Source organism: Solemya elarraichensis gill symbiont, assembly GCF_002021095.1.
In the GTDB taxonomy this organism is placed as follows: Bacteria; Pseudomonadota; Gammaproteobacteria; order Chromatiales; family Chromatiaceae.
Genome location: NZ_MPRK01000022.1, coordinates 1 through 13,462, shown reverse-complemented (window position 1 = coordinate 13,462; position 13,462 = coordinate 1). Strand labels below are relative to the sequence as shown.

Genomic DNA, 13,462 nt, shown 5'->3' with positions numbered 1-13,462 from the left:
CTCCGAGATCACAGTTACTATTCATTCCGATAATTCTGTAACGGTTACAGATGATGGCCGTGGTATACCAACAGAGATCCATGAAGATGAGGGAGTTTCTGCTGCAGAAGTCATCATGACTGTACTGCATGCGGGCGGTAAGTTTGACGATAACTCCTATAAAGTTTCAGGCGGTTTGCATGGTGTTGGTGTATCAGTTGTCAACGCATTGTCAGATGAGCTTGAACTGACCATTTACAGGGGTGGAAAGAAGCATTACCAGAAATACCACCTGGGTGTACCGGAAAAAAACCTGGAAGTCGTTGGTGAAAGCAGTAAAAAAGGTACAAAAGTAAGATTCAAGCCTAGTGACGAGATTTTTACCGATACGGTCTATCATTTCGATATTCTGGCGAAACGACTCCGTGAACTCTCATTTCTGAATTCGGGTGTGCGTATTCTTGTCAGAGATGATCGTAATGGCAAGGAAAATGTTTTTGAGTATGAAGGTGGAATTGGCGCATTTGTTGAGCATCTGAACAAGAATAAGACTCCAATGCATGAGAAGGTCTTCCATTTCGTCAGCGATAAGGACGATGTTTCTGTTGAAGTCGCTATGCAGTGGAATGACTCATACCAGGAAAATATTTTTTGTTATACAAACAATATCCCTCAAAGAGATGGTGGTACCCACCTGGCCGGCTTTCGCGGTGCCCTGACAAGGACACTCAACCAGTATATTGAAAGCGAAGGGCTGGCAAAAAAAGCAAAAGTTAATACAACCGGCGATGATTCGCGTGAGGGATTGACCGCTGTACTCTCCGTCAAGGTACCGGATCCCAAGTTTTCCTCTCAAACCAAGGATAAACTCGTCTCATCCGAGGTCAAAGGGATAGTCGAGGCTCTTGTTTCTCAGAAACTGGGCGAATTCCTGCTTGAGAACCCGACTGAAGCTAAAAAGATCTCCAACAATATGATCGATGCTGCACGCGCAAGGGAAGCTGCACGTAAAGCTCGCGAGATGACCAGGCGTAAGAGTGTGCTTGATATTGCCGGTTTGCCAGGAAAATTGGCAGACTGCCAGGAAAAGGATCCTGCAAATTCGGAAATTTACCTGGTGGAGGGTGACTCTGCGGGCGGATCAGCCAAGCAGGGCCGTGATCGTAAAAACCAGGCGATTCTTCCGCTCAGGGGAAAAATTCTCAATGTAGAGAAGGCACGTTTTGACAAAATGCTCTCATCCCAGGAGATAGGTACCATGATTACCGCTCTTGGCTGTGGTATTGGCCGTGAGGAGTTCAATCCGGACAAGCTCCGCTACCACCGCATCATTATTATGACGGACGCCGATGTTGACGGTGCACACATTCGTACCTTGCTACTCACGTTTTTCTATCGTCAGATGGAAGATTTGGTGAAACGCGGCCATATTTATATTGCACAGCCGCCACTTTACAAGATCAAGCGTGGAAAACAGGAAAATTATCTCAAGGATGATACTGAACTGAACCAGTATCTGCTCCACAGTGCATTGGAGAAAGCTGAGCTGCATGTCAGTAAAGACGCCCCGGCACTCTCTGATACAGCATTTGGGACACTTGCGCATGATTATGTTGAAGTCAACCAGATGATTTCAAGGCTTGGAAAGCGTTACGATTCAGAGCTGATGAAGAAGCTGGTCTATATGCCCTATGTTAGTGAAGACTTACTAACAAAGAAGGAGTCGCTAGATAGCTGGCTTGCAGACCTGGAAGCACGTTTGAATGCCAGCCTGGGACCGGCTGACAGTGTTTCGCTTGGTGCCGAAATGATCGAAACGAATGGTGCCATTGTCGTTACCCGCAAGGTTCATGGTATTCACACGGATCAGCGCATTCCGTTTGATTTCTTCACTGGACCTGATTACGAAAAGATGAAAAACCTTGGCGAGAAGCTCGATTCACTGATCGGTGAAGGAGCATATGTGCGTCGTGGTGAGAAACAATTCGAAATCAGCAGTTTCCAGCAGGCACTTGACTGGCTGATGGATGAAGCCAAGAAAGGTCAGCACATTCAAAGATACAAGGGTCTTGGTGAAATGAATCCGGAACAGCTGTGGGAGACAACCATGGATCCCGATAGCAGACGTTTGCTCCAGGTCACAATCGAAGACGCAGTTGCTGCTGATGCCATCTTTACCACCCTCATGGGTGACGAGGTTGAGCCGCGTCGTGAGTTTATTGAAAATAATGCTCTCGATGTTGAGAATCTTGATATCTAATAGAGATAATCCAATACTATACAATGGTTTATCGTATAGTGAGTAGTCACTAACTAATCGGACGCACAGTATCAAAGTGCATACCTGTTTTCTGGTTACAGCTCCGATAGACAGGCCATGCAGTGATAAAAGATAACTGGCGTACCCCCTTACTCATTCTGGTTTGCGGCTCTCTTGTTCTACTTGCCGGCTATGGCGTCCGGCATACTTACGGCCTTTTTCTACAACCCATGTCGATCACCAATGGCTGGGGACGTGAAACCTTCTCTTATGCAATAGCCGTACAGAATATCGTTTGGGGAATAACCCAGCCGATTACAGGCAGGATTGCAGATCGTTACGGTGCCGGCCCGGTCGTAATTGTTTGCGGTCTTCTCTACACGGCTGGCCATATTCTGATGAGTCAATCCTCATCTGAAATTGCCCTTTTGTTTGCTGCAGGCTTATTAATTGGAATTGCACTGAGCGGCACAACAGCTTCGGTCATAATTGGTGTGATTGGCCGTGCAGTATCTCAGCAGAAACGCAGTGCGGCCATGGGTATTGCAATGGCCGTCGGTTCGCTCGGCCAGTTCGCATTTTTGCCCGCTTCCAACCACATTATCAACTCCATCGGTTGGCAGCAGTCACTGCTTCTACTCGCGATTGTTACAGCGGTGATTATTCCCCTGGCTATGCCGTTGATGGAAAAAGAGTGTTCGACGACGAGGAGATTGTCACTCAGAGTTGTGCTGAGCGAGGCATGGAATGAACGGGATTTCTGGTTATTATCACGGGGATTTTTCGTGTGCGGTTTCCAGGTTGGCTTTATAGGCACACACCTGCCGGCCTTCCTGGTTGATGAGGGGCTGGGACCATCTACAGGTGCAACGGCTCTCGCACTGATCGGCCTGTTCAAGATATTTGGTACCTACTGCTTCGGATACCTGGGTGGAAAGATGAGTAAGCCGTACTTGTTAGTGAGTATTTACTCTCTTAGAGCGTTAGTTATACTAATATTTCTACTTTTCCCTGTGACGCAAACAACTGTCTATCTTTTCAGTTCATTGATGGGCTTCCTGTGGCTGAGTACCGTGCCCCTTACAAATGGTATTGTTGCGACACTCTTTGGTACGGCGAACCTGTCGATGCTAAGTGGTATTGTTTTTCTTTTACACCAGGTTGGTGCTTTTCTCGGTGGATGGATGGGCGGCTATTTCTATGACCGTCTTGGTGATTATGATGCTGTGTGGATGATTGCCATTGCTCTTAGTATCATGGCAGCTCTACTCAATTGTCCGATAAGGGAGCGCCCTGTCGGTCAACTTGTGACCAATTCGACATGAAAATAACAATGCGCAATCTATTTGTTGCCCTATTGCTTGTGGTTGTCGGCATTGTGATGGGCTATACATTCGCCATGTACCAGAAAGGTGAAATGGCGAACATCTACACAGATAAACTGCCGGGATGCTGGTAACGACAATGCAGAATATTTTCCCGACCAAAAAATCCTTGTTTCTGGCACTGTTGATTCCATCTCTACTGAGTGCTGAAACAGCGACAGTTGCAGTTGCGTCGAATTTTGTTCCAGTGATGAAGCAGCTTGTTTCAGAGTTTGAGAATGCGACTGGTCACACCATCAGGTTGAGTTCGGGATCAACAGGAAAGCTCTATACACAGATCATTCACGGGGCACACCCTATGACCTGTTTCTTGCTGCGGACAAGGAAAGAGCCGCTCTTTTAAAACAGCAGAGTCTAGGTAAGCAATTACTCACTTACGCGACTGGTGAGCTATTGCTGTGTAGCACTGATACTTCAAGGGAGGGTTTACCAGAAGCCTTGCAAGATGACGGCTATCAATACCTGGCTATCGCCAATACACAAACCGCACCCTACGGGACAGCAGCAAAGGAGGCGCTAAAAAACCTAGATCTATACGATGTGTTAAGAGATCGTATGATTACCGGCGAGAATATTGCACAGACCTATCAGTTTATGATGACGGGAAATGCGACTTACGCGTTTGTCGCAAAAGCGCAGGTAAAAACTTTACAGGGTATCAACTGCTGGCAGGTGCCTCAGAAACTCTATTCACCAATTAAACAGGACGCCCTGCTCCTCAAGCAAGGAGAATCAAACGTAGCTGCAACAGAACTCTTCACCTATTTGAGTAGTGACAAGGCAATGGAAATAATCGGGTCATCAGGTTACCGTGTTCCAAAGCAAGGTGGGGAGGAGTAAGCATGGAGTGGCAACCCGTTTGGCTGACAGTAAAACTTGCTTCAGTGACCACGCTGACACTGCTTATCCTGGGAACCCCGCTTGCCTGGTGGCTTGCACGTTCAAATGCATGGTGGAAAGAGGTTATCGGCAGCATTGTTGCCCTTCCGCTGGTATTACCGCCAACCGTGCTGGGCTTCTACCTGCTGATGCTGTTGGGCCCTGAAGGCCCGCTCGGAAACCTGACCTCTTCTCTAGGTCTCGGCACATTGCCCTTTACTTTCGCGGGACTGGTCGTTGGCTCGGTGATCTACTCGATGCCCTTTGTCGTTCAGCCAATACGAAACGCATTCGAGTCAATCGGCAAAAGACCAATGGAAGTGGCTGCAACACTCGGAGCAAGTCCGCTGGAGAGTTTTTTCAGCGTTGCGGTGCCATTGGCGAGACGCGGATTTCTGACAGGAAGTGTATTGGGATTTGCACACACGGTAGGTGAATTCGGTGTAGTACTGATGATCGGTGGAAATATACCGGGAGAAACAAGGGTACTCTCGGTCGCGATTTATGATCATGTCGAAGCGCTTGAATGGGGCCAGGCTCACATGATGGCAGCAGGTTTACTCGCCTTTGCATTTATTACGCTGGTTATGATGTATATGATCGACAGGCGTTTTCAGGACAGGGACGCATGAGTGAACTAAACGTAAAACTGCAAACCGAGCTGGATACATTTTCTCTTGATGTTGAGTTCGAGTGTGAATCATCAGGTGTAACACTGCTTTACGGGCCATCAGGGTCGGGAAAGACAACTGTACTCAGGGCGATAGCCGGGCTATTGAAAACTGATCTTTGTGAGATTCGTTTCAATGGAGAGATCTGGCAGGATGCAACACGCTTCACGCCACCACACCACAGGCCAGTCGGTTACGTGTTCCAGGAAGCGAGCCTGTTCCCGCATCTCTCGGTAAGAAAGAATATTGAGTATGGCTACAAGCGCGTCAGCAAGCAGGATAAAAGAATCGACTTTGATGATGCTGTTTCACTGCTTGGGGTGCAGCGATTGCTTAATCGTGCACCCGGACAGTTATCCGGTGGTGAACGCCAACGGGTTGCAATCGCCCGCGCACTACTCACGAGCCCCAGTCTTCTGTTAATGGATGAGCCACTTGCAGCCCTGGACAACAGGGCGAAGCAGGAGATATTTCCCTATCTTGAACAGTTGCATTCGGAATTTTCAATTCCATTACTCTATATTTCACATGATCATAACGAGGCAGCACGCCTGGCTGACAGAATCGTTCTAATGGATGATGGCAAGGTGACGGCAACGGGCGATGCGCATCTGTTTATGACACGACTCAATCTGCCCCTGTCACATCAGGACACAGCTGCTGCAATTATCGAGGGAGATGTTATCGAGTATGATGAAAAAGATCAGCTCACCTGGATCAATGTTGCCGGTAGCCGTGTCGGTTTGTCAGGATACACGGGTACGGGAAGCAGGTTACGAGTTCAGGTCTATGCGCGCGATGTGAGCCTTGCATTGAGTGAGCACAGGGATACAAGTATTCTCAATATTCTGCCGGTGACTGTACTGGGCAGGGAAGAGCTGGATAACAGCCAGATGATGGTGAGACTGAAACTTGCTGATGACCAGACCATGCTGTCACGCATTACGAAACGTTCCGCAGATATCCTTGAGCTTCACCGCGGAAAACAACTGTACGCGCAGGTTAAAGGAATTGCCCTGTTGTAACGTGAAGAGGTGTTAACTTGTTGGTAACAATTACATTACTGCTTTTCTACCAACTTTGCGGAGAGCTGCTGGCACGCTACTTCGAGTTACCTGTACCCGGTCCGGTGATTGGAATGTTGTTGCTGTTACTCACATTGCTTGCCAGGGATGCGTTAGCAGAGACAATGGAAGAGACTGCGGAGGGGTTACTGAAAAACCTTTCACTGATGTTTGTCCCGGCAGGAGTAGGTATGATCACTCACTTCGAGCTGCTTGGAGAAAACTGGCTGGCAATATCAATCGCTCTTGTGATCAGCACTATACTCGGCATGGTTGTTACTGCACTGACGATGAAACTCCTGATGCGGAGTAATAGAGGATGAAAGGCGAGATTTTTCAGCTCTGGGTTTACCTGTCTGCAACCCCTCTATTTTGTTTGACGGCAACACTGGTGGCCTACCTGGCGGCAGTAAAAATCCACGAGTACTTCGGTTTCAGGCCAATTTTTAATCCCGTGGTGATTGCCGTCACACTGTTGGTTGTTCTGTTGTCTGTAACAGGCATGGATTACTCGACCTATTTCGACGGTGCCCAGTTTATCCACTTTCTGCTTGGCCCGGCGACAGTTGCGCTCGCCGTTCCACTCTATCGTCAGATGCGTAAGCTCAGGATGGTTTTCTTCCCTTTGATGGCAGCGATTCTTACTGGAATTATCTCGGGCGGTATCAGCGCTGTTTACATTGCCGAGTTGCTTGGTGCGACAACTGAAACAGCCTTGTCGTTTGCACCCAAATCGGTGACAGCACCCGTGGCAATGGGTATTGCCGAGGCAATTGGAGGGCTACCCTCCCTTACAGCCATACTGGTAGTGACCACGGGAGTTATCGGCGCTATCATAGGCACCCGGCTATTCGACCTCATCGGTTGTAATGATGACAGCGTCAAGGGTGTCGCCATGGGTGTCACCTCTCACGGTATTGGCACCGCACGTGCGTTCCAGGTTAGCTCGGAAATGGGCGCTTTCTCCGGTCTTGCGATGGCATTATCGGCACTCTTTACTTCCATGCTGTTGCCTTGGCTGCTGACATTAATGGACTATCTCTGATCCCTATTCTGTTTATCTCGTGGAAAATTGAATGAAAAACTATCCGCTATTATTGCTATTAACACTACTTGTTTCAGCCTGTGGCCAAGCGCCCGAAGAGCCACCACTGCCGATTGATGCTGAAAAATTTACTCAGCAGAGAGAGCAGGCTAAAAGGAGTGTTGAAAAGGAAGTACAGCAAGATCCCTCTGTGTCAACCGGTAAAGAAACTGTCACTGAAAAACCTGTTCCTGAGGAGCCTGTTTCCGTTGAGAAAGAGGTCAAGCTGACGCATGACCAGGCAGCAAGACGTGCGATTGACCTGAGTAAAAAAGGAGATATTTCTGAAGCTATATCCGTTCTGAAAGAGGCAATAACGAATTATCCGAGAAGTGCACAGCTCTATGCCTTGCGCTCTGATATATACAGGCAGGACAGAAACGTCAATGCATCACTGGACGATATCAGTGTTGCTATCGAGCTCAATAGTGAGAGTGCCTCCTATCATGTTGGACGTGCCCAACTTTACATCAGCCAGGAACGTATGCAGGAAGCAGAGGCTGATCTGAACAAGGCGATCGAACTCGAACCGGATTTGATTGCCGCACATTTCAATCGCGGTACGCTCTATGCACACCTCGGTCAATATGAAAAGGCGCTCGGGGATCTTGATACCTGTATTAACAAGGCACCGGCATTCGCAGCGCCTTACTTTAACCGGGCATCAGTGCTCGAACATCTCGGACGCAGGCAGGAAGCGATTGCAGATGTCGAGCGTTTTATCGAACTGGCTGATAATGAAGAGTGGAAAAAGGTTGGTAGAGATCAGTTGCTGAAATGGAAATAGGCCGACAGGATGACAATGCCACACCGGCATAAACATTTGGATACATTGCCGGTCCATATGCTCGGAGGCATTCAGGCAGCGATGGCTTTTCTGATCTGGGGCACCTTTCCGCTGATGTTCAAACAGGTCGAAAACATCGCGGCTGTCGAAGTGCTGGCACATCGAATTATCTGGGCGCTTGTCTTTGTTATGTTGCTGTTAACAGCACAGGGCAGGCTGAGTACGATCAAGGCGATATTCAGTGACAACAGGCAGACGCTTTACCTGTTGTTATTGTCTGCATTGTTTGTTTCAGTCAACTGGCTGGTATTTATCTGGGCAGTTGCACATGAAAAGGTAATTGAGGCCAGTCTCGGTTATTTTATCAACCCTCTTGTTAATGTTTTACTTGGCGTTATTTTTCTCGGTGAACGCCTGCGCCTGGTACAGTGGACTGCCGTTGCGATTGCTCTTGCCGGTGTACTGGTTCTGATATTTTCACACGGCCTTGTGCCCTGGGTTGCATTGACACTGGCACTGACATTCGGTCTTTACGGACTGATCAGGAAGCAGACACAAATTGGTCCGGTAACAGGCTTGGCAATTGAAACACTGCTGTTATTTCCTGTTGCCGCCGGTTACATCCTGTTTCTGTTGGCTTACGGTGATGAGAGTTTCGTCACTGGTGAGTCGGGCCCGCGTGTCTGGTTGGTGTTTGTCGGTATCATGACGACGTACCGCTTATGCTGTTTGCAGCCAGTGCACGCAAGATCAGGCTATCAACACTTGGAATCATTACCTATATCGGCCCGACAGTACAATTTCTGATCGCGGTATTTCTTTTTGGAGAAATTTTCACCGAAGCCTACCAGGTCGCATTTACAGCGATCTGGATTGCGTTGGCTATCTATGCTTTTGACCTCTACCGCCATGAGCGACAGACTCCGGTTGCTGAAGTTGTCTGATTTGGTGGAATTATGAGGAGCATTTGCGTCAACCCGGTGTCACACTGGATAATAAGACTATTCTACATGGCCAAAGATTAATTACATGGATGTCAGCTACATTCTTGAAAACCTGAACGATGCTCAGCGCGAAGCGGTTACTGCGCCGGCAGGCAATCTTCTTATTCTAGCCGGTGCCGGCTCGGGAAAAACCCGCGTGCTTGTGCATCGAATCGCCTGGCTGATGAAAGTGGAACAGGTACCAAGCTGGAACATCCTCGCGGTGACCTTTACCAACACGGCAGCGCGCGAGATGCGCGGTCGTATTGAGCAGATCATTGATGAGCCGACCGGCACCATGTGGGTTGGTACCTTTCATGGCCTTGCCCACCGGTTGCTGCGTGCGCATTGGCAGGAAGCTGAACTCGCGCAGGGATTTCAGATACTCGATTCGGATGACCAGTTCCGACTCGTCAAGCGAGTCGTCAAGGCGCTCGATCTTGATGAATCAAAATGGCCACCGCGTCAGGCGCAGTGGTTTATCAACGGCCAGAAGGATGAAGGCAGGCGTCCGCAGCATATTGATGATCAGAATGATCATTACACCATTCAGATGGTGCGTATCTATAAGGAGTACGAAGATGCATGTAAACGCGGTGGCATAGTTGACTTTGCTGAACTGCTGTTGCGTTCTCATGAGCTGTGGTTAAAACGGCCCGACATACTTGAGCATTACCGCAAACGTTTCGCACACATCCTGGTTGATGAGTTTCAGGATACCAACAGCGTACAATACGCATGGCTGCGACTACTCGCCGGTGGTGACAATTACCTTTTCGTTGTTGGTGACGATGATCAGTCGATCTATGGCTGGCGTGGTGCACGTGTAGAGAATATCCGTAACTTTGAGAATGATGTCGACAGCCCGAAGCTGATTCGACTGGAACAGAATTACCGTTCGACAGGCACCATACTGCAAGCGGCAAATGCGGTCATCGCCAATAACCCGTCACGTCTTGGAAAAAACCTGTGGACCGACCTGGGTGAAGGTGAACAGATTCAGCTATATGCCGCGTTTAACGAAGTTGACGAGGCACGTTTTGTCATCGACAGGATTCAGGGTGCCTTGCGTGAAGGCAACTTGCAGCGCAGTGAGATAGCGATACTCTACCGCACCACGGCACAGTCACGACTGTTTGAAGAAAACCTGATCCAGGCCGGCATTCCCTACCGTGTTTATGGTGGTATGCGATTCTTCGAACGTGCCGAGGTCAAGGATGCGCTCGCTTATGTGCGTATGGTTGGCAACCACTACGATGATGCTTCATACGAACGCAGTGTTAACCAGCCACCACGTGGCATTGGAGCCAAGACTCTCGATGCAATCAGGGCGCATAGCCGTGATTTTGGCATCTCCATGTGGCAGGCAAGCATTGAGTTGCTGAAAGGCGGCGGCATGACAGCGCGGGCAAAAGGTGCTCTGCAGGGTTATGTCGATTTAATCGAAGAGGCTACTGCAAGCACATCGGAACTGGAACTGCAGGATCTTGTCAGTGAGGTTGTCAGCCGTTCCGGTTTAAGTGCGCACTTTAAAAAGAGCCGTGATGGCAAAGGCCAGGATCGCATTGAGAACCTCGAGGAACTGGTTAATGCAGCACGCCAGTTTGAATACGACACAGTAGAAGAGAACCTCACAGACCTTGAAGCCTTTCTTGCACATGCTGCCCTCGAGGCTGGTGATAACCAGGCACAGGCATATGAAGATTGTGTACAGATGATGACCATGCACTCAGCCAAGGGACTGGAGTTTCCCATGGTGTTTATCAGTGGCATGGAAGAGGGATTGTTTCCACACAGTATGTCGAGTGAAGATCCTGACAGGCTCGAAGAAGAGCGGTGCCTTTGCTATGTCGGCATGACAAGAGCAATGCGCCAACTGACATTGACACATGCAGAGAGTCGCCGCCTGCACGGCAGAGAAACCGATCCCCTGCCGTCACGCTTCCTGCTCGAGATTCCTGCCGAACTCATCAGCGAGGTGCGTGCACGCCCGCAGGTTCGGCGTCCCTACACTCCCTCCACCCCGCGCTCATCAGCGACTGCAGCAATGGAAGAATATCCATTCCGTCTTGGCCAGCATGTCAGACATGCGAAATTTGGTGAAGGTGTAGTGCTTAACATGGAAGGCGGCGGAGCCTCTGCACGAATCCAGGTCAACTTTGAATCAGCCGGCTGCAAGTGGTTGGTGATCTCCTATGCGAATCTCGACGTGGTTTGAGATTTTGTAACACGGGCAATAAGCACAATAGCCTGGCAAGCTAACTACTGCGCTAAAACAAGGTTCCTGCCACCAAGCAGAAGACCCCATACAGTGACAGTTACCCAGTGGATAATAACCGAAACCCAAATCGACTTTGATACGGCATAGCTGTAGCCGCACGTGATTCCCAGGGCAGTAACAATAACGAGAAACCAGGGATCGAGAAAAAGCGGTATTGCAGAACCATTTAATAACAGCGCATTCACAGGATGCCACACTACAAATGCCAGCGTGCTGAATCCAATCGCCCGAAATGTTTTTGCGCGACCAGAATCGATGATGTTGCGCGGGATCAGTACGCCTCTGAATAACAGCTCTTCGAGAAAAGCGGGAAAAATAAACAGTGTAAAAGGCAGAATGGCAACAATCTTTGAATCAAGAAGTTCATATTTTAATAGCCCAGAACCAAAACCAACGGCTGCAGAGAATAAGATGAAGAACGGCACGAGCGCCCAGGCTTTTAATGGCGCGTGAAATGGCGAGGCTCTGAAGCTCTTGCCAGGATTATTTTTCAGATAGTCTCTCATGATTGAATGGCCAAATATAATTTCGAACGTCGTATTAAGGGATCAATGAATAGTAGATGTATTATTTCAATATAGAAAGGCACACTCAGTATTAAACTGTAAATACATGGGGGTGTCTATGTGTTGTATAAAGAAATAAGAGCCATACAGATATAAAAAATGAGATTTACAGTGACTATTTTCTTCTTTAATAGTTCTGATTTAATTCCTTTACGCCGATTATTTAATAAACGGTACTCGATTATTACGGTTATATAAAATATCGGTGGAATTATCATCAGGTCGAACATCAACGTTGACAAAATGCCATGGTTAAAGCCGAAGTTCGTGCCAATTACTATAAAAGTCGGTAAAGCAATTATTGCTGAGATGGTTGTTGATACGCTGATAGCACGGATTAAATCATATACTGATTTATATGGAATAATTATAATAGCGAATATAGATTTAATTATTACGAAAAATAGAATGTATGCCAACACGAACAGGAATGCTACAGCAAGAAACCCATCAGGTGCGCCAGTTGCAGATGCAGTGCCGGGAAGAAAGAACAAGATACTTGCTGCTGATAATAATATTGTTTTTGAAATACGCATGAAAACTCCTTTTAAATAGCTAATCCTGAAACAGGAAAACCTGATTTATCCTTGTGTGATTCCCCATGGTGTTGTTATACACCAATAAACATAGTTCCAAACAGAAATGGCCAAACAAGCGCCTGAAGAGAGAATGTCAACAGGTTTGCATTACGCACACAGCCATTGATTTTCGTTGGTTCAAGCGTAGCGTGTCTTTTCTTTGTGACAAATACCTCTAGTCGCCAGGCGATGAAAAAGAACGGTATCTGTGATGCAAAACTTGTTTTCAAAATCATCAACAGGGTCTTGTCCTCGGAGGGAGAGAAAGCCAGCCATCCCAGAAGGTACTCTGAAACAGCTATATTTCCGTGCATCAAGTAGACAATAAAGAAGGGCATGGGAACGATAATTATTGCTGACACCAGGTTTGAAATAGAAGCATTTTTTAGTGCGGATATTAAAGTCGCACCCAATGTTCGATTCAGATACAGGGTGTCGATCAGAACGATGGGTATGATTGAATAGGCATAAGGGAATAAGTGAAACGCAAAAATCAGTTCAGCCTCGCCAGTCACAGAATGGGAGAGGATTCCAACAACGGGGACAACTACAGATATTGCCATCGCTGCTATAAGTATTGTGATCGAGTTAATCATGAAAATTCCTTTTTTACACATTAACAATTCAGTATAGAGTCGTAGTAAACCCCGGCCAATCTCTCAATATAATTTGAGTTCGTTATTTCATAAATGAAACAGCGTTGGATACGTACAGGACGTATACAAAATCAGATAAGCGGGACACGCTAAAAGTTCCAGACTATCGTTCCAGAGATTGGGTTTAGGCATAGTAGGTCAGAGAAGGGTGAAACTCCTGAGTGATCTGATGCACTGTCTGTCGTGTTGCCCGAGACTGTAAATTAGTTTGTGTATCTGCTTATCATTAACCCCTACGGGAGATAAGCACGATGAACGAAAAAGAAATCCGAGCACTTGCCAACAAGAT

13 protein-coding genes and 1 pseudogene are annotated in these 13,462 nt (G+C 47.7%); 12 read left to right on the top strand and 2 right to left on the bottom strand.

Annotated features, from left to right (window positions below):
* The 11 genes and pseudogenes from gyrB to uvrD all read left to right on the top strand — a co-directional run.
* A partial coding sequence (gene gyrB / locus BOW51_RS02315; RefSeq protein ID WP_078476249.1) for a DNA topoisomerase (ATP-hydrolyzing) subunit B occupies positions 1-2,239 on the top strand: 2,239 nt, incomplete at its 5' end.
* Positions 2,240-2,364: 125 nt separating this feature from the next.
* Positions 2,365-3,564, top strand: a complete 1,200-nt coding sequence (locus BOW51_RS02310) for an MFS transporter (RefSeq protein WP_078476250.1) — start codon at positions 2,365-2,367, stop codon at positions 3,562-3,564.
* Positions 3,565-3,572: 8 nt separating this feature from the next.
* The gene (locus BOW51_RS11770; protein ID WP_281252855.1) at positions 3,573-3,698 is read left to right on the top strand and encodes a hypothetical protein; all 126 of its coding nucleotides are present in this window, start codon (positions 3,573-3,575) and stop codon (positions 3,696-3,698) included.
* A pseudogene (modA, locus tag BOW51_RS02300) lies at positions 3,689-4,464 on the top strand (molybdate ABC transporter substrate-binding protein). The gene BOW51_RS11770 and the pseudogene modA overlap by 10 nt, the downstream one beginning before the upstream one ends.
* 2 nt (positions 4,465-4,466) lie before the next feature.
* Positions 4,467-5,135 carry a molybdate ABC transporter permease subunit gene (gene modB / locus BOW51_RS02295; RefSeq protein WP_078476246.1) on the top strand — a complete coding sequence of 223 codons (669 nt, stop codon included), beginning with the start codon at positions 4,467-4,469 and terminating at the stop codon, positions 5,133-5,135.
* Positions 5,132-6,199, top strand: coding sequence for a molybdenum ABC transporter ATP-binding protein (gene modC / locus BOW51_RS02290; RefSeq protein WP_078476245.1), 1,068 nt, complete (start codon positions 5,132-5,134; stop codon positions 6,197-6,199). The genes modB and modC overlap by 4 nt, the downstream gene beginning before the upstream one ends.
* A 20-nt stretch (positions 6,200-6,219) precedes the next feature.
* Positions 6,220-6,561: a CidA/LrgA family protein gene (locus BOW51_RS02285; protein WP_306341475.1), complete on the top strand. Its 342-nt coding sequence runs from the start codon at positions 6,220-6,222 to the stop codon at positions 6,559-6,561.
* Positions 6,558-7,283, top strand: a complete 726-nt coding sequence (locus BOW51_RS02280) for an LrgB family protein (RefSeq protein ID WP_078476243.1) — start codon at positions 6,558-6,560, stop codon at positions 7,281-7,283. Before BOW51_RS02285 ends, BOW51_RS02280 begins: the two co-directional genes overlap by 4 nt.
* Before the next feature lie 31 nt (positions 7,284-7,314).
* Positions 7,315-8,109: a tetratricopeptide repeat protein gene (locus BOW51_RS02275; RefSeq protein ID WP_078476242.1), complete on the top strand. Its 795-nt coding sequence runs from the start codon at positions 7,315-7,317 to the stop codon at positions 8,107-8,109.
* A gap of 57 nt (positions 8,110-8,166) precedes the next feature.
* Positions 8,167-8,916: an EamA family transporter RarD gene (gene rarD / locus BOW51_RS02270; RefSeq protein ID WP_167367217.1), complete on the top strand. Its 750-nt coding sequence runs from the start codon at positions 8,167-8,169 to the stop codon at positions 8,914-8,916.
* A 222-nt stretch (positions 8,917-9,138) separates the two neighbouring features.
* Entirely contained in the window at positions 9,139-11,310 is a 2,172-nt protein-coding gene (uvrD, locus tag BOW51_RS02260; protein ID WP_078476240.1) for a DNA helicase II, read from the top strand.
* A gap of 44 nt (positions 11,311-11,354) precedes the next feature.
* Here uvrD and BOW51_RS02255 read toward each other — a convergent pair whose 3' ends face one another.
* Positions 11,355-11,879, bottom strand: a complete 525-nt coding sequence (locus BOW51_RS02255) for a CPBP family glutamic-type intramembrane protease (RefSeq protein WP_078476239.1) — start codon at positions 11,877-11,879, stop codon at positions 11,355-11,357.
* Between the two features lie 327 nt (positions 11,880-12,206).
* Here BOW51_RS02255 and BOW51_RS02250 point away from each other — a divergent pair, with 327 nt between their 5' ends.
* Complete coding sequence (locus BOW51_RS02250) at positions 12,207-12,494, top strand: hypothetical protein (RefSeq protein ID WP_135568007.1); 288 nt, start codon at positions 12,207-12,209, stop codon at positions 12,492-12,494.
* A 55-nt stretch (positions 12,495-12,549) separates the two neighbouring features.
* Here BOW51_RS02250 and BOW51_RS02245 read toward each other — a convergent pair whose 3' ends face one another.
* On the bottom strand, positions 12,550-13,113 hold the full coding sequence (locus BOW51_RS02245) for a hypothetical protein (protein ID WP_135568006.1): 564 nt from the start codon (positions 13,111-13,113) through the stop codon (positions 12,550-12,552).
* Between the last annotated feature and the right edge of the window lie 349 nt (positions 13,114-13,462).

Bases quoted from the DNA above. Each gene is read 5' to 3' on its own strand.
- BOW51_RS11770 (WP_281252855.1), top strand. From the start codon at position 3,573: ATGCGCAATCTATTTGTTGCCCTATTGCTTGTGGTTGTCGGCATTGTG.
- rarD (WP_167367217.1), top strand. From the start codon at position 8,167: ATGCTCGGAGGCATTCAGGCAGCGATGGCTTTTCTGATCTGGGGCACC.
- uvrD (WP_078476240.1), top strand. From the start codon at position 9,139: ATGGATGTCAGCTACATTCTTGAAAACCTGAACGATGCTCAGCGCGAA.
- modC (WP_078476245.1), top strand. From the start codon at position 5,132: ATGAGTGAACTAAACGTAAAACTGCAAACCGAGCTGGATACATTTTCT.
- BOW51_RS02255 (WP_078476239.1), bottom strand. From the start codon at position 11,879: ATGAGAGACTATCTGAAAAATAATCCTGGCAAGAGCTTCAGAGCCTCG.
- modB (WP_078476246.1), top strand. From the start codon at position 4,467: ATGGAGTGGCAACCCGTTTGGCTGACAGTAAAACTTGCTTCAGTGACC.
- BOW51_RS02245 (WP_135568006.1), bottom strand. From the start codon at position 13,113: ATGATTAACTCGATCACAATACTTATAGCAGCGATGGCAATATCTGTA.
- BOW51_RS02280 (WP_078476243.1), top strand. From the start codon at position 6,558: ATGAAAGGCGAGATTTTTCAGCTCTGGGTTTACCTGTCTGCAACCCCT.
- BOW51_RS02275 (WP_078476242.1), top strand. From the start codon at position 7,315: ATGAAAAACTATCCGCTATTATTGCTATTAACACTACTTGTTTCAGCC.